The 15,788-nt window shown below is 62.9% G+C and carries 16 protein-coding genes; 8 read left to right on the forward strand and 8 right to left on the reverse strand.

What is annotated here, in order from left to right; all coding sequences use genetic code 11:
- Positions 1 to 403: 403 nt before the first annotated feature.
- Positions 404 to 799, forward strand: a complete 396-nt coding sequence (cycA, locus tag IC66_RS0109990) for a cytochrome c-550 CycA (RefSeq protein WP_028140083.1) — start codon at positions 404 to 406, stop codon at positions 797 to 799.
- Positions 800 to 1,904: 1,105 nt separating this feature from the next.
- Here cycA and IC66_RS0109995 read toward each other — a convergent pair.
- A complete protein-coding gene (locus IC66_RS0109995) occupies positions 1,905 to 2,861 on the reverse strand; it encodes an alpha/beta fold hydrolase (protein ID WP_038947515.1) in 957 nt (318 codons plus the stop codon).
- 343 nt (positions 2,862 to 3,204) lie between these two features.
- Between IC66_RS0109995 and IC66_RS0110000 the strand changes: the two genes are divergently transcribed.
- Positions 3,205 to 3,387: a hypothetical protein gene (locus IC66_RS0110000; RefSeq protein ID WP_038947516.1), complete on the forward strand. Its 183-nt coding sequence runs from the start codon at positions 3,205 to 3,207 to the stop codon at positions 3,385 to 3,387.
- Positions 3,388 to 3,499: 112 nt separating this feature from the next.
- On the opposite strand, the gene IC66_RS0110005 is transcribed toward IC66_RS0110000, so the two are convergent.
- The 3 genes from IC66_RS0110005 to ykgO all read right to left on the reverse strand — a co-directional run bounded on the left by IC66_RS0110005 (position 3,500) and on the right by ykgO (position 4,795).
- Positions 3,500 to 3,760, reverse strand: a complete 261-nt coding sequence (locus tag IC66_RS0110005; protein ID WP_028140081.1) for a hypothetical protein — start codon at positions 3,758 to 3,760, stop codon at positions 3,500 to 3,502.
- A 169-nt stretch (positions 3,761 to 3,929) separates the two neighbouring features.
- Positions 3,930 to 4,562, reverse strand: coding sequence for a tetratricopeptide repeat protein (locus IC66_RS0110010; RefSeq protein ID WP_038947517.1), 633 nt, complete (start codon positions 4,560 to 4,562; stop codon positions 3,930 to 3,932).
- 107 nt (positions 4,563 to 4,669) lie between these two features.
- A complete protein-coding gene (ykgO, locus tag IC66_RS0110015; protein WP_006611362.1) occupies positions 4,670 to 4,795 on the reverse strand; it encodes a type B 50S ribosomal protein L36 in 126 nt (41 codons plus the stop codon).
- Between the two features lie 323 nt (positions 4,796 to 5,118).
- Here ykgO and IC66_RS0110020 point away from each other — a divergent pair, with 323 nt between their 5' ends.
- On the forward strand, positions 5,119 to 6,003 hold the full coding sequence (locus IC66_RS0110020) for a 4-hydroxyphenyl-beta-ketoacyl-CoA hydrolase (protein ID WP_018321552.1): 885 nt from the start codon (positions 5,119 to 5,121) through the stop codon (positions 6,001 to 6,003).
- Positions 6,004 to 6,066: 63 nt separating this feature from the next.
- On the opposite strand, the gene IC66_RS0110025 is transcribed toward IC66_RS0110020, so the two are convergent.
- Complete coding sequence (locus IC66_RS0110025; protein ID WP_028140078.1) at positions 6,067 to 6,801, reverse strand: SDR family NAD(P)-dependent oxidoreductase; 735 nt, start codon at positions 6,799 to 6,801, stop codon at positions 6,067 to 6,069.
- An 86-nt stretch (positions 6,802 to 6,887) separates the two neighbouring features.
- Here IC66_RS0110025 and IC66_RS0110030 point away from each other — a divergent pair, with 86 nt between their 5' ends.
- Positions 6,888 to 7,322 carry a winged helix-turn-helix transcriptional regulator gene (locus tag IC66_RS0110030; protein ID WP_038947518.1) on the forward strand — a complete coding sequence of 145 codons (435 nt, stop codon included), beginning with the start codon at positions 6,888 to 6,890 and terminating at the stop codon, positions 7,320 to 7,322.
- Positions 7,323 to 7,782: 460 nt separating this feature from the next.
- On the opposite strand, the gene IC66_RS0110035 is transcribed toward IC66_RS0110030, so the two are convergent.
- Positions 7,783 to 9,546 carry a caspase family protein gene (locus IC66_RS0110035; RefSeq protein WP_049806501.1) on the reverse strand — a complete coding sequence of 588 codons (1,764 nt, stop codon included), beginning with the start codon at positions 9,544 to 9,546 and terminating at the stop codon, positions 7,783 to 7,785.
- Positions 9,547 to 9,741: 195 nt separating this feature from the next.
- On the opposite strand from IC66_RS0110035, the gene IC66_RS0110040 reads away from it, so the two are divergent.
- From IC66_RS0110040 to IC66_RS0110050, 3 genes are read left to right on the forward strand one after another with little or no spacing between them, the layout of a single operon-like run.
- Positions 9,742 to 10,473 (forward strand): haloacid dehalogenase type II, encoded by a 732-nt coding sequence (locus tag IC66_RS0110040; RefSeq protein WP_028140076.1) that lies wholly within the window; start codon positions 9,742 to 9,744, stop codon positions 10,471 to 10,473.
- Between the two features lie 38 nt (positions 10,474 to 10,511).
- Entirely contained in the window at positions 10,512 to 10,979 is a 468-nt protein-coding gene (locus IC66_RS0110045; protein ID WP_028140075.1) for a YbaK/EbsC family protein, read from the forward strand.
- Between the two features lie 59 nt (positions 10,980 to 11,038).
- Positions 11,039 to 11,866, forward strand: a complete 828-nt coding sequence (locus IC66_RS0110050; protein WP_038947520.1) for an adenylate/guanylate cyclase domain-containing protein — start codon at positions 11,039 to 11,041, stop codon at positions 11,864 to 11,866.
- A 68-nt stretch (positions 11,867 to 11,934) separates the two neighbouring features.
- On the opposite strand, the gene IC66_RS0110055 is transcribed toward IC66_RS0110050, so the two are convergent.
- Positions 11,935 to 12,282, reverse strand: coding sequence for a hypothetical protein (locus tag IC66_RS0110055; protein ID WP_028140073.1), 348 nt, complete (start codon positions 12,280 to 12,282; stop codon positions 11,935 to 11,937).
- 312 nt (positions 12,283 to 12,594) lie between these two features.
- Here IC66_RS0110055 and IC66_RS42520 point away from each other — a divergent pair, with 312 nt between their 5' ends.
- Positions 12,595 to 15,213, forward strand: a complete 2,619-nt coding sequence (locus IC66_RS42520) for an autotransporter outer membrane beta-barrel domain-containing protein (protein ID WP_049806502.1) — start codon at positions 12,595 to 12,597, stop codon at positions 15,211 to 15,213.
- Between the two features lie 72 nt (positions 15,214 to 15,285).
- Here the strand turns inward: IC66_RS42520 and IC66_RS0110065 are convergent.
- Positions 15,286 to 15,788: tripartite tricarboxylate transporter substrate binding protein (locus IC66_RS0110065; RefSeq protein ID WP_038947522.1), on the reverse strand; the 503-nt coding region annotated here is incomplete at its 5' end.

The following is a 15,788-nucleotide window of genomic DNA, read 5'->3' on the forward strand; positions in this document are numbered from 1 at the left end:
GGCCCGCATCTCGGCAGGCGTATCGATCACGCCCTCGCCGGGCACGATCGCGCGCAATGCAGCAACGATCTCGGCGCGGCGCGCGAGCACCGCCTGGTCGCTCGCAGGCATCATGATGGCCATATCAAATCCTTCATGGCATATCTTTCCGGCTCACGCCGCACGATCAATTTGTCTCGGCAAATCAATCACGTCCGCGGGTGTTTGGGTAGGCCATCCGAAAGTCGGATCGGCCATCTTTCGCCAGTTCGCTCTGGGACAAGTCGGAAATCATGAAACCTGTCATGGTTTGGTGGCTTGTCCAAGCCGAGCAGGCCTGCCAAAACCGGCAGGTCGGGCGATTGCCGATCCGGCGAGAGACTGACCAGGCCAGACCCACCAGGGAAGAGACGAAGAGCATCCGATGACAAAACTGACTTTTGGCGCACTGACGATCCTCACCATGATTGCCACCGCACCCGCCGCGATGGCGCAGGATGTCGCGGCCGGCAAGACATCGTTCAACAAATGCCTGGCCTGCCACGCGATCGGCGAAGGCGCCAAGAACAAGGTCGGCCCCGAGCTCAACGGTCTCAACGGCCGCAAGTCGGGCACGGTCGAGGGCTACAGCTACACGGACGCGAACAAGAATTCCGGCATCACCTGGGACGAGGCCGTGTTCAAGGAATACATCAAGGACCCCAAGGCCAAGATCCCCGGCACCAAGATGGCGTTCGCCGGCATCAAGAACGAGACCGAGATCAACAATCTCTGGGCCTATGTCGCGCAGTTCGACAAGGACGGGAAGATCAAGCAGTAAGCACGGATCCGTCGACAGCTTCGGCTTCGGTTCTGACCGGGTCAGAACCGAAGCTGCGGCTTTTTGTTTGATGCGTTTTCTTCACGGCGTCGTTGCAAGTGCCGCGACTTGTCCGCCGAAGCCTCGGCGAAGGCGGAAGCAATCCAGAATCCCTCCTCGGAAAGACTCTGGATTGCTTCGTCGCAAGAGCCCCTCAATGACGAGTATGAGGCGGCATCGCGATGCTCCAATGCACATCCCAGCTGCAGTGCCGTAGGGTGGGCAAAGGCGCACAGCGCCGTGCCCACCAATTCAATTGCGGTGCGAGGATGGTGGGCACGCTTCCGCTTTGCTCACCCTACGAGATCGAGATTGCGGCACACAGCTCAAGTCGCGGACATGCCTTCTCGTCCTCGCGGCGGATTTCGCCCGAGCTTTGCTTGATCTCGCCACCCTCATAGCCAAGAGGGCGCAGGGAAGGCCGGGTGCCGGCTCGCACCCGCGGTCCGCTGCGCGAGAAGCGCACGCAGGAAGAACCGCACAGCAGCATACAGGTTGTGCCGATCACTCGGCCTTCCCTGCGCGGTGGTCGTACGGCTTATGCCGTGCTCTCCCGGGAGCCGAGTTCCCTCTGGCCTCCCTCGCCCCGCGAATTGGATGATGCAGTCCGCCCGGTTGGGCTCGCTCGCACCTTCGCAAGACTTGACCGTAGCAACGACGGCCAGGACCACACGGTTTTGCCGTACGCGTTCAGCGTCGCTCGTCCGCACGCGGTTTCGGGCTCACAGGGACGACCCGCCCTGCCCGCTACCATCTCGTGCCGACGCTGCCGCGTCCACCGCAACCCGGCTCCCGAAACGTGACGACGCGCGATCGCCCCTCAAGGTCAAGCCGGGATGAGCGACACATACGCCGAAACCGAATTTCGGTAAAGTGGAATATTTTTAGCGGAGCGGATTGACAGGGGCCGACACAGGCCCGGTCCCGTAGGGTGGGCAAAGGCGCGCTCTTGCGCGACGTGCCCACGAATCCTCCCCAGTCACACGCAGATCGTGGGCACGGCGCAAGTGCGCCTTGCCCACCCTACGAGAGCTCTACGGGAGCAGCCACTTCGCTCGAAGACGCCCTAATCGGCGGCCGCCTGCGCCGGGGCGATTTTCCCGATCATCGTTTCGATTTCCGTCTTCACGAGCTCCGGCACGGCGTTCTGCACCATGTGGCCGAGATCGGGCAGCACGATCAGCTTCGCATTCGGCACCATGGCTGCGAACGGGCGCGCGTGAATGTTGGTCTTCACCGTCTTGTCGGGCTCGCCGGCAATGATCGTGACTGGCGCCGATATCTCGCCATAGCGCGCGGCTTGCGCAGTCACCGCCTCCTTCAGCGTCACCAGATCATAGGCATTGGCGATGAACTCGCGCGGGCGCAGCAGCAGCGGCGTCGCGGAGTCCTGCACGAATCCATCCGGCATCATTTGCGGCAGGAACACGTTGCGCGCGCCGGCCTCAGCGACGAAATAGCCGAGCGGCAGGGTGATCGTGTAGGCGAGCAGCGGACCGATCACCGGCGTTGCGATGAACTCATTGTAACGGCCGACACCGCCGCGCCAGGGATGGGTGACGGGGGCGAGCATGACCAGGCCGGCGACGCGGCCGGGATGATCGAGCGCAATCCGCGCGCCGAGCGCGCCGCTCCAGGAATGCACGACGAAGATCGCGCGATCGATCCCGAGCTTGCCAAGCGCCTCGTCGATCATCCGGGCCTGGATCTGCGGCGTGGAATCCTGGCGCCGCGCGCGCGTGCTCCAGCCATGGCCGGGACGGTCGACCAGGATGACGCGATGATCTTTGGCGAGCAGGTCCCCGAGCGGGCGCCGCATCGCTTCGAGATTGGAGCTGGCGCCGTGCAGCATCACGATCGGCAGGCCTGCATCGCGCGGACCGATATCGACGACGTGAAGCGTCGCGCCGTCGACCTCGACCATCCCGCCCTGCGGCGGAAAGGCGCGCTGCACGGCGACGATTCCAGCCTGCGTGACCAGCGCCAGCAGAACCAGCGCCGTCACGACTGACATCACGATCATGGAGAGAATCCGGGTGATCCTGGGCACAGGGCAGTTACGGGCGTCATGGGCGGCGGTTTCGCTCCGCCGGCTTTCCGGATTTACGCCGAAACTGCCGGGGCTGTGGATATGTGCATAATTGAAGAACGTGAAAACTCAATGGAATCAACAACATTCCAGGAGGGCGCGCAAGCCTCGGAACAGCTTCATGCAGCCGTCATCGCGGCTTCCTTATAATCGCCATGGTCGGTTCCGCCATCTAGGCGCGGGTGGGCGCCGATCCTCCTCGCAGGCCCCAGGGCAACCTCAGGGGATGCGGGAAAGACCGGCAGGATTTGTCCTGATTTGAACCGGAGGATTTTCGATGAGCTTCAGATCGAACGACACTGCGATCGACGAGATCGTGGCGAGCTGCAACGGCGATCTGCGCGGTGCCGTGCGGGCGCTGCTGCTGATCAACGAGCACCTGGAATCGGAGCTTGCAAAGGCTTACGCCGCAGCCGCCGATCACGGCCTGGTCGAGCGCGGCGGCAACGCTCTGCACTAAAGTGCGGTGGGCCGCACTTTAGGCTCTCTATCGAGCATGATCTCGTCGGAAAACCGGTGCACACTTTTCGCGAACGCGGCCCTTCGGGTCCGGATCATGCTTGGCACGCAGACTAGTTCGCTCCGTCCTCGTCCTTTTCCTCGTCCGGGGTAAGTGCTGGACAGGCGCGGATCGTCGAACGGGCAAGCTTGGCATCGGCCCTCGACTTGTAGGGACCGTCGCCGAACCAGATATCGCCGATGATGACCGGATTGCTGGTCACGATGTTGCATTTTCCGGTGGCGCGGTTGCCGACCACCCAGAAAAGTCCGTCGGCGAAGCTCACCGTCCCCGACGCGAGCAGCAAGCTACCCGCAAAGATCAAACGCTTCATGGCTTTTGCTCCTGCCATGCAGGTAGGCCCCTGGCGGCGCCGGCAATAGTCCTCACGATGCCGCGCTTCCAATCGTGGTTAATCCACGTAAGGCGCCATCGCTCGGAAGATGATCAAACTATCCGCTATTGCGCGAGCACGATCCTCCCGAACTATTCCGGATCGTGCTCTAGATATCGCGGCCTTCGACCTTCTCGGTCAGCGCCTTGACCTGGTCGGGAATCTTTTCGAGGTGCGGATTGACGGCGAGCGCCTTGCGATAGGCCTCGAGCGCGCGCTTCTCGTCGCCGACCTCCTGCATGATCATGCCGAGGCCCGCGAGCGCGCCGAAATGGCGCGGCTCCCGGATCAGCACCTGCTGGATATCCGCGAGCGAACGGCCATAGTCATTCTGCATGTAGTAGAGCGTGGCGCGCCGGTTCCAGGCCTCGATGTAGTCGGGCCTCAGCTTGATGACCGAATCCAGCAGCTTGATCGCGACCTCGATCTTCTTGGCGTCGACCGCGGTCTTGGCGCGGGCCATCAACAGCGCGGCGGTGTCGCTCGGGGTCTGCAGCCAGATTGCCCAGATCCGCGCCTCGACATGCTTGGCGCTGGCCTCGTCGGGCGCCGCCTTCAACGCGCCGAACAGGAATTCGAGATTCTTGTTGCGATCGACCTTGGGCAGCTTGGCCGGCGCTTCCGGGAGCTTCTTCTGCTTGCCGGGTGGATCAACCTGCTGTGCCAGGGCCGGAGCAAGGCCGGAGGTTCCCAGCACAAGGGCCAGACACAAGGTGCGCGCGAAGAGGAATCTCACTGCCATGGTCGAAGTCTAAACGCGCAAAGCCGCCCTTGCAAAGCAAAGGCGGCGTCAAACTCGTGTGAGACCGTGGTCTTGCGGGGCGCGCGCGGGCGTCCGGCAGGGCAATATCAGCCCTGACGAGCCTTGAAGCGGCGCTGCACCTTGTTGATCACATAGACCCGGCCCTTGCGGCGGACCAGGCGGTTGGCGCGATGGCGACCGCGCAGCGATTTCAGCGAGTTACGGACCTTCATGGCGGAATCCTGAACGTTCGAAAGGCCGTGTTCGGCACTACCGTTTCGGCACGCGCGAATGTGGCAAAATAAGATTTTTCCCGCCGGCGGACGACCGCCCGGGACGGGGCGGTTCTTAAGGCATGGCGGGAGGTGATGTCAATGTTAACTGCCCGGTTCCGAACCGGCAAATTCGCGAAAACAACCCCATGCACAGTCGAAGCGGCCGAATCGGCCCGATTCATCGCTGGGGAATCAGACCTTTCGACGACGCCTTGTCGACGACGCCTTGCCAAATTCGTTATATGATATAATCAATTCGGCAACCCGTCGGGAGGAAACCCATGCCGAAGCTGAAGCTGCCCAACATCGACGATGTCGTCGCCATCGACATCCACACCCACGCCGAGGAGCCCTGCGGCTGCCACCCCGACGACGGCTATGACGATTTCCAGGCGCAGATGGCGGAATACTTCAAGTCGCCGAACAAGCATCCGCCGACGGTGCCGGAGACCGCGGCCTATTACCGCTCCAAGAACATCGCCGCGGTGATCTTCCCGGTTGATGCCGAGCGCGAGACCGGCTTCCGCCGCTACAACAATTACGAGATGATCGAGGCCGCTTCCGACCATCTCGACGTCCTCATCCCCTTCGTCTCGATCGACCCGCACAAGGGCAAGCTCGGCGCGCGCGAGGCGCGCAAGCTGATCGAGGAATACGGGGTGCGCGGCTTCAAATTCCACCCGACCATGCAGGGCTTCTACGCCAACGACCGCATGGCCTATCCGCTCTACGAAGAGATCAACAATGGCGGCGCGGTCGCGCTGTTCCACACCGGCCAGACCGGCGTCGGCTCGGGCATGCCCGGCGGCATGGGGATGCGGCTGAAATATTCCAACCCGATGTACATGGACGACGTCGCGGCTGATTTCCCCGACCTCAAGATCATCCTCGCCCACCCCTCCTTCCCCTGGCAGGAAGAGGCGCTGTCGGTCGCGACCCACAAGCCGAACGTCTATATCGACCTCTCCGGCTGGTCGCCGAAGTACTTCCCGCCGATCCTGGTGCGCTACATCAACTCGATTCTGCAGGACAAGATGCTGTTCGGCTCGGACTGGCCGGTGATCACGCCCGACCGCTGGCTGTCGGACTTCGCCAAGATCGAGATCCGCGACGAGATCCGGCCGAAGGTGCTCAAGGCCAACGCGCGAAAACTGCTGGGGATCTGAAGCGCTTCTCATCAGCACCGCGCACGAGGGCTTCGGGTGACCGAAGCCCTCATGCTCAAACTCTCAGATCTGAGCGAGGCCTCCGTCGACGAACACTTCGCTGCCGGTCATGAAGCTGCTGTCCGACGAAGCCAGGAACGCGGCGACCGCGCCCGTCTCCGACGGGGCTGCCACGCGGCCGAGCGGCGTCGTGCTTCCAAGCGCGTCGAAGGCTTCCTCTCCGACGATCTCCAGTGCCAGCTCCGTCTTGGTCGGCCCCGGCGACAGCACATTGACGCGGATGCCGGTGCCGCGCAGATCCTGCGCCCAACTCCGCGCCAGATTGCGAACCGCGGCCTTGGTCGCGCTGTAGATGCTGAACTGCGGCGTCCCCATCACGCCCGTGCTCGAACCGGTCAGGATGATCGACGATCCCTTCGTCATCAGGGGCAGGGCCTTCTGCACCGTGAAAACCAGTCCCTTCACATTGACGTCGAAGATGTGATCGTAATGCTCGACCGTGATCTCGCCGAGCGGGGCGAATAGTCCGGTGCCGGCATTGGCGAACAGAATGTCGAGCCCGCCGCGTTCTTTCTTCACCGTCTCATAGAGCCGGTCGAGGTCGGCCAGATCCGTCACCGAGCCCCTGACGGCGCGCGCCGAGGATCCGAGCTTCGCCACGGCGGCGTCGAGCTGCTCCTGCCGCCGCCCGAAGATGTAGACGAACGCGCCTTCGTCGATGAACCGTTTCGCCGCGCCAAATCCGATGCCGGTGCCGCCGCCGGTCACCACTGCCGTCTTGCCTTGTAGTCTGCTCATGATGTGCTCCTTCACTGAGGTTGCACTGAGCTGGCGGCATACCCACCTATCGACAAGTATGCACCTTTTGGTAAGTACCCAAAAAAATGTCAGACACGACTTTCCCGCCTGCGCAGTCTCCAACACCGGTCCAGAGCTGCACGCCGACTTTGCCCGGCTTCACCTGCGGCTTAGATGCAACCTTGCGGGTCGTCGCCGGCAAGTGGAAGCCGCTGATCCTGTACTTCGTCGCCCAGGACGGCCCGACCCGCTACGGCGAGCTCCGCCGCGCCATCCGCGACGTCAGCGACAAGGTGCTGATCCAGCAGTTGAAGGAGCTGGAGGCTGACGGTCTCGTGAAGCGGACCGACTACAGGGAGGTGCCCCCGCGGGTCGACTACAGCCTCACTCCCTTGGGTCACAGCCTGGCCCAGGCTCTCGTGCCGCTCTGCACGTGGGGCACCGAGCACATGGCGGAGGTCAGCCAGGTCCGAGCGGGCGACCTGGACGCGGCGAGGACGTCAGCCGACTGGCTAGCTTGAATGGTTGCATCGAACGCCATGCAACCTCTACCTCTGCGTCTGCTTCCTCTTAAAACGGTTGTTTAGACAGTTGGCTGGCGAACAATATTTGCGGTGTTTTGCAAAAGCCGAACCGTCCATGGCGCAACTGCCGGTGGGGCATTGTCCGTTGTCAGAGCTCATCTTGGCTGCTGGACTGTGCACCTGAGCCCCCGCTTCGACCGCAAACACCAGCGGACACATCACAACAAAAAGAACTGCAAGAATCCTCGACATCACCCGGCCCCCTCGTTTCAGTGTCAAGTCAGACTTTACCCAAGAATTTGACTGAGAAAGAAAGCAAATCGATCATTGAGAGCATACGCTTTGCGCTTCGACTGTGGAACGACTCCATCCATTTGAGCCGATGCGAGTTCAAAACGCGACTGCGCCGACAACAGCCCAAACACAAGCAAATTTCATTTTTCTCCGCCTTGGTGATTCAGCACGTCGGCTGCCGACTGCACCAGATCTTGGCTCTCTGCGGGTCCATCTGCTGAATGGCCCTTGCATAGCATCCCGTGATGGGGCCCATGCATTTCTGGTAGGTGCCGTTAGATAGAGCCGCATCAGCGCGCGTGACGGCGGAGGACGAAGAGGGTCTTGCTTCGCGGTGCTGCAGCTCTGGCTTTTTCTTGGCTTCAGGCAACGCTCCCTTCTTCTCGCACTCATTCTCGTCGTTCAGGACGTAGCCCTTGCGGCAGGGGATTTTCGGGCAGCGGTCCCCCTCTGCGCGGTAGCCGTTCTCGCAAGTCAGCGGACAGATTCGCCCGCCCTTGTTTCTGACGGCGTCCAGCGCGTCGGTAGTGGCGACGCTCACATTCAGTTTCATGCCAGCGTGCTTGTTGAAGAGGTCGAGGGCTTTCTGCGAGGGCTCACCCCAAACGCCGTCGACAACGCCCACATTGCATCCCACGCGACGTAGCTCGGCTTGCAGCGCGCGAGCTGTGTCGGCACTGATCTGCTCCGTCTCGACGGGAGGTGGTAGAGCAGCGACTTGCTGGTTCTTTTCTCGCGAGGCATTTTCTCGAATTGCGAGTTCCCGCGCCGCGTTCTCCTGGGCTGTCAGACGAGCTCTTTCAGCGGCAGCAGCCTTGTCCTGCTCGATCTGCTTGACCTTCTCGGCAGCGATGCGGGCCTCTTCAGCTGCCTTGGCAGCCGCAGCTGCTTTTTCTATCTCGAACTGTCTTGCACCTTCTGCGGCAAGTCGAACCCTCTCCTGCTCCGCCAGCCTCGCCTTTTCAGCGGCGGCTGCCCGCGCCTCTTCTGCAGCGATTTTTTTCGCGTGCGCTCTCGCAAGGTTGGCATAGAAACCATCCGGATATTGAGACAGAAAGGCTTCCCAGCCATCGCGGGTGCCGAGTTGCAGCGCCAGTTCGTAGTCCCTTCGGATTGCCGTCTGCGGATCCGCCTGCGGTCCTGTTGGTGACGGCGCCGCCACTGCCGGGACAAGCGATAGATCATCGCCTCCAAGTGAGCCGTAGAGGTATGGCTCTTGCCTGTTGGCGGTAGACTTCAAAACTTCGTCGCGGACGTAACCAAAAGCCTTTCGCAGATCCAGGCCCGGCTTGGTGACGTGGTGAACCATCGCCGCCGTGAACGGACTATTCTTGCCGTCACCATCCAGCGCTGTTGAACCTGCCTTCGATGCGAAGGCAATCAGGGTGTTGGGGCCTGACGGTTCTACCTTTGCGAGGCCGCGCCCAATCGCCCTGGAAGCGAGGGTCCGCTTCATCACCTTCGAGAACGGGCTGTCACGGCATGCGTCAAGAACCACCAGTCGCAGCTTTTTCGCAGGCTCGATAGCGACCAACACCCGATCCAGCGACATTGCCTCGTCATAAATGTCAGTGTCACGTTCGAGGACAGCATCGATCGGGACGAGATAATTGACCCCATCAACCTCGATGCCGTGACCTGCATAGTAAACGACCGCAACCTCGGCATCGCGGGACTGTTCGATAAAGTCCCGCAGCGCCCGCCTCATATCGGCTACTTTCAGGTCATGACGCAGGTCGACAAGATCGAAGCCGGCAGCCTTCAAGGTTTCCGCCACGAGTGCAGCGTCGCTGGAAGGATTGCCGAGCCGGGCGACCTTTTCATAAGCCGAGTTACCGATCACCAGCGCCACGCGACGCTCGGCCTGCGCCGAACCGCAGGTCAGCCAGATGAAAAAGAATAATGAAAACCAGCGAAGAGCGCCCATTGTAGGCCCCGATCAAAGTGTGCGCAGCCTACGTCGAGCCTGATGAAAGGCAAGCATTGGCTCTGTGATGTTGATCACACTTCGATGCCGTGCCTGCAGTTTGGCAAACTTCCGCTGTGCCTTGGTAAGCTGACGACAACGCGTACTCCCCCAAGCGGAGTTCTTGTGCCCACAACGATCCCGGAAGGACAGCCGATGACCATCAAAGCCGTCGTCTTCGACGCCTACGGAACGCTCTACGACATCCAGTCGGTGGCTGAGGTCACTGAGGATGCGTTTCCCGGCTATGGCGAGATCATCACGCAGGTCTGGCGCATCAAGCAGCTCGAATACACCTGGTTGCGCTCGCTGATGCAGCGCTACCAGGATTTCACCGCGGTCACCCGCGACTCGCTGGCCTATACGCTGCGCGTGCTCGGGCTGGCCTATGAGAGCGAGGCGTTCGAGCGCGTCATCGAGAAATATCTGCATCTCGACCTCTATCCGGACGCGACAAGCGCGCTTGCAGCGCTCAAGCCGCGTAAGCTCGCTATCCTCTCCAACGGCAGCCCGGACATGCTGAATGCACTGGTGCGCAATTCCGGCCTCGATCGTCTGCTCGATGCCACCATCAGCGTCGATGCCAAGAAGATCTTCAAGCCGAGCCCGGAGGCCTACTTGCTGATCGGGGAAGTGCTCGGCACCGCACCGAGCGAGACTCTGTTCGTGTCCTCCAATCCATGGGACGTGGCGGGAGCAAAGTCGTTCGGCCTGAACGTCGCCTGGATCGAGCGGGTGACACCGGAAGCCATGGCGCTGGCTTGCGTCGAGAACGAACTCATGGCACCGCTCACCATGTTCAAGGCGATCCGCACCCAGATGGACGAGCTTGGCTTTGCGCCGGACCACCGCGTCCGCGCGCTCTCCGAGCTGCCAATGATTGCTTAGGCATCGCCGCCCGCAAAGTCTGAAATGAGCTGCCCGGAATGAGCCTGGAATCCGTTCGCGCCTTTTTCGCCGAGAAAGCCCCCGACATCACAGTGATGGAATCGCCGATCAGCTCGGCCACGGTGCCGCTGGCGGCCGAAGCCTACGGGGTCGAGCCCGGAATGATTGCCAAGACGCTGAGCTTGCGCGTCGGCGAACGCGTGATCCTGATCGTCGCCGCCGGCACCTCGCGCATGGACAACAAGAAGGTCAAGGCGCAGTTCGGCGGCAAGCCGAAGATGCTGGGGCTGGAGGAGGTCGCCGACATCACCGGCCATGAGGTCGGCGGCGTCTGCCCGTTCGGGCTGAAGTCGCCGCTGCCGATCTATTGCGACGTCTCCCTGAAGGCTTTCGACGTCGTGGTCCCGGCCGCGGGCTCGACCCACAGCGCGGTGCGCATCACGCCCGACCGGATGGCCGAGCTGACCGCCGCCGAATGGGTCGATGTCTGCGAGGTCAGGCCGTAAGGCGGCACCGGATACGATCCCTGATGCATTTGCCGATCAGGGAGGCTAGCATGGCGCCGATGACCGACGACAAGGTGAAACGACGACTGACCACCGTGCTGTGCGCTGACGTGTACGGCTATTCTCGTCTCATGGAAGCGGACGAGACCGGAACGCTGGAGACGCTCCGCCGCTACCGCACCGCCATCGCGCGATTGGTCGAGCGCCATGACGGCCGCATCGTGAATACCTGGGGCGATGCCGTGATCGCCGAGTTCGCCAGCGTGGTCGAGGCCGTGCAATGCGCGGTCGAGATTCAGCAGGAAATCTCTAGTCAGGCCGCGGACGCGCCGCAGGCGAGCCCGATGCAGTTTCGCATCGGCATCAACCTCGGCGACGTCATGGTGGACGGCTCCGACATCTATGGCGACGGGGTCAATATCGCATCACGGCTGCAAGAGCTCGCTGAGCCCGGCGGCGTCGTGATCTCGAGCTCCGTCTACGACCAGGTGCACAACAAATTGTCGGTTGGCTTCGACTGTCTCGGCCAGCGTCCCCTGAAGAACATCGCGCCCCTGACCAGCTATCGGCTGACCCTGGGTAGCCAAACGGCGGTGCCGGGAAGCGTCCCGATCGAGGCAAGCGCAACGCCCTCAGAGCGAGCGCGTGCTCCGCGGATGGACGACAGGCGCGAGCTGTCTTCGGCGACGAATGTCGTCTCGGATTGGCTCGCAAAGCTGCCCCGCCCGCTGGCAGCGGCCCTCACGGTGTCGGCCTTCCTGATTCTGATCAATCTTTTCACTGGCAACAAGATCTGGTTCCATTGGCCGGTCGCAGCCATTCTCTTCGGTGTCGTCCTGCGGATGGTGCTTGGACAACCTGAATCTGACAGCAAGACCGAGCGCTGACCGGGCGGCACGACCGCATCATCGCGCCCGGCGCTGCGCAATTTTCCGGATCCTGCTCTCTTCAGAGCCTAATCGTCGTAATCGTCATAGGGACGCTGCGGAGGTGGCGGCGGCGCATTGTTATAGCGCGGCGGCGGTGCGGCGCGATTGCGCGGGACCTGCTGCTGCGGCGGCATCTGGTTGTTGGACTGGAACACGGCGCGGCAGCCGCTCGACAGCTGCGGCGTGTTCTGCTGCAGGCAGGCGGTGATCCGGCTCACGTCCGGAATCTGGTCGCTGCACAGACGCCAGACGTCCGGCGTACATGCCATCTGCTGTTCCATGGTGCCGCGATATTCCTGGGCGAATGCAGCGCCCTGCGCGACGATGCCGCCGACCGCGAGCGCCACACCCAGCGCAATCCGCTCTGTTCGCATGTCCCGATCCTTCTCGATTCCAGTCGATTTTCATCAATCAATGAGGCAGGACCCGGTTCTGAACCAACAACAAAATGTGAAAATGGCTTCGGAACCCAATTCACCCCAAATATCGGGTTGCCCGCAACGTCATCCCCTGCGCTGTTGTCCACTTGCCCGGACGACATGCGGCGCCACGGTCCGTGGCACCGCCGCAACAGGGCCAGCGCAAACCGGCGGGCTTGCGCCTTTGGCCATAGGGCATTTCGCATAACGCCAAGAACCGCGGCGACGGCCCCGCTAGCAATTGCGCTGGAATGAGGGAATCCGTCGATGCCGACTGCAATACCGGCCTGTGCGCAAAACACCACAACGGCCGCCATCCTGCGTAACAGGCTGCTCGTGACTGCGGCGCTGGCGCCGCTGGTGCTTGCCGCGCTGCCCGTCCTTACAACCGTCCCGGCGCTCGCGGCCTGCACTGTGGCCGGCACCGGCACGATTGGCGCGCTCAATTCGGGCGATGTCGCGACCTGCACCGGCCTCGGCAACACCGACCACATCAACGCCACCGGCGGCAGCAACGTCACGGTCAACGTCGGCGACGGTACCTTGACGTCGCTCCTGCCGGGCGCCGGGATTCCCGCGATCGTGTTCGACGGCACCATCGCTTCGCATGTCACCGTCAACGATCAGGCGACAGCTTCGACCTACAGCGGAGCCGTGCTGCTCTCCAACGGATCAAGCCACAACAATGTGACGATCGCGGCTGGCGGGATCGCGGAAGGTACGGGCAACGCCGAAGCGGCCATCGTCATCGACAATTCGAACAGCAATCTCGTCAACATTCGCGGGACGGTCGTCGGCACCGGAGGAAACACGACGGGACTGCGGATCAGCGGCACGTCCAGCGACAATGTCGTCCTTGTCTATCAGGGTGGATCGATCGGCGGCGGCCATACCGGCGTGCAGCTCATTGCCGGCGGCAATACCCTCATCAATGGCGGCGTGATTTCGGGCGGCTTCTTCATCGCCATCCAGGGCTCTTCCGGCACCGACACTGTCCTCAATGCCGGAACCATCTCCGGCGGCGGCAGCGGAGCGATCGACCTGTCCGGAGGCGATGACCTGCTGGGCCTCGCCCCGGGCTCGACGATCACCGGAAATGTTCGCGGCGGGACCGGCACCGACACGCTGAACCTTGGCAGCAGCGGCAGCGCCTCGTTCGATCTCGGCAATCTCGGAGCCGGCCTTCAATTCGACGAGTTCGAGCAACTGACAAAGACCGGCACCTCGGTCTGGACGCTGACCGGCACCACCGCCTTCAACGGAGCCACCACGGTGGACGCGGGCGGCCTGATCGTGAACGGCACGCTGCCATCGGTCGTCACCGTCAACGGCGGCTATCTCGGCGGCACCGGCACGGTCGGCGGCATCGTCGTCAACAATGGCGGCATGGTCGTATCAGGCAATTCAATCGGGACCCTCAATGTCAGCGGCAACGTGACCTTCAACGCCGGCTCGACCTTTCAGGTCGAGATCAATCCCGGCGGCCAGTCCGACAAGATCGCAGCGACCGGGACGGCGACACTCAATGGCGGCACGGTGCAGATCGTGCCGCTCGGCGCGGGCTTCCTCGCCAACACCCAATATACGATCCTGACCGCGACCGGCGGCGTCACCGGCACGTTCGCGACGCTCACGACCTCGGGCAGCCCGCTGGTCTCGGGGCAACTCAGCTACGATGCCAGCAATGTCTACTTCCTTCTGCAACAGATCGGCGGCTTCGGAACGCTGTCGGGCCTGACCCCGAACCAGACGGCGGTGGCCGGCGCGCTGGATCAGGCGCAGTCCGGCGGCGCATCCGGTCCGCTCGGCACCGCGATCAATACGCTCGCCGCGCTCAATACATCAGGCATCAAGGCCGGCCTCGACGATCTCGCCGGGCAGATTCACGCCGACGGTCGCCGCTTCACCGCGGACCAGGCCGACATGTTCCAGAGCTTCATGTGGAACGCCGGCACGCAGTCGCGCGGCGAGAGCGTGCGGATGTCAGCCACAGCCTACGCCGAGGCGCCGGTGGACCCGATCGGCAAGGCGCTGCGGGGTCGCCGCGCTGCACCGGTGCAGAGCATCTGGTTCGGCGGCTACGGAAATTGGGACAAGGTGGCGGCGAGCAACATTGCTTTCGGGACCAGCACGGCCGTTGGCGGCGCGGCCCTCGGCGCCGATCTCTGGAACCTGCCGGGCTTCACGGCCGGCCTTGCGATCGGCGCATCGACCGGTCAGTTGCGCATGGCGGGCCGGGCCGACCGCATCGACGCCAATGCCGGTCATGCCGGCTTCTACGCACGCGGTGAAGCGGGAGGATTCAATCTCGCATCCGCCATCAGCTATTCCTTCGCGGCGCTGGAATCCTCCCGCACGATCTCGTTCCTGGGACAGACTGCAACGGCTTCCTCGCGGGCGAATACCTTTGCCGCGTCGTTCGGCATCGCACGTCCATTCGAGACCGGATGGGGTTTTGCGGCCGAGCCGTTCGCCAAGGCCGACTGGTATTCAACGCGCCAGGGCAGCTTCTCCGAGACCGGCGCGCCCGGCGTCAATCAGCTGGTGCGCGCCGGCAGCTTCGACGTCGGCTACGGCACGGCCGGCTTGCGCACCCATCACCGCATGATGATGCCGAACGGTCACGCGGCGCAGTTCGGCGCGACCCTTGCCGTACGCCATGAGTTTTCCGGCAACGCAGCAACCATTACCGCTGCGCTCGAAGGCGCGCCCGGCATTCCGTTCGCGATCACCGGCGTCGAGCGCGCGCGCACGGTGGCGCTCACCGGTGCCGAGATCCGATGGGACCTCACGGCCGCGACATCGTTCAAGGCATCCTACGAGGGCGCGTTCGCGCCGGGATATGACCGGCATACCCTTCGGGGCGTTGTCCGCAGCGAATTCTAAAGCATGATCCGGAAAAGTGCGCAGCGGTTTTCCGAAAAGATCATGCTTAAACAGACAACTTGAAGCGAAGCCCTACTCCACCTTGCCGATCTTCTTCACCGCCGCGATCAGCCGCTTGCTGTCGGTCGCGACGAATTGGGCGAAGGCCGGCGCATCCTGATAGGCGACGAGGCTGCCCGAGGTTTCGAAGGCCTTGAGCACCTCGGGACTCGCCATCACCTGTGCCATCGCCTCGCGCAGGCGGGTCGCGATCGGCGCGGGAAGAGAGCTCTGTGCGAACAGCCCGGCCCAGATATACATCTCGACGTCCTTGTAGCCGAGCTCCTGGAAGGTCGGCACATCGGGAAAGCTCGCGATGCGCTGGGCGCCGCAATTGCCGAGCACGCGGAGCTTGCCGTCGTCGACCTGCGGCTTCAGCGTCCCCGGTGCGGCGGCGATCGCCTGCACGGTCCCACCGAGGATTGCGGTGAGCGCGGGACCCGCGCCACGGAACGGCACGTGCAGCAGCTTGATGCCGGCACTGTTGGCGAACATCTCCATCGCCACATGCAGCGTCCCGTAAGGGCCTGACGAGC

The sequence above is a fragment of the Bradyrhizobium genomosp. III genome (assembly GCF_000261705.1).
GTDB classification, from domain to species: Bacteria; Pseudomonadota; Alphaproteobacteria; order Rhizobiales; family Xanthobacteraceae; genus Bradyrhizobium; species Bradyrhizobium ottawaense.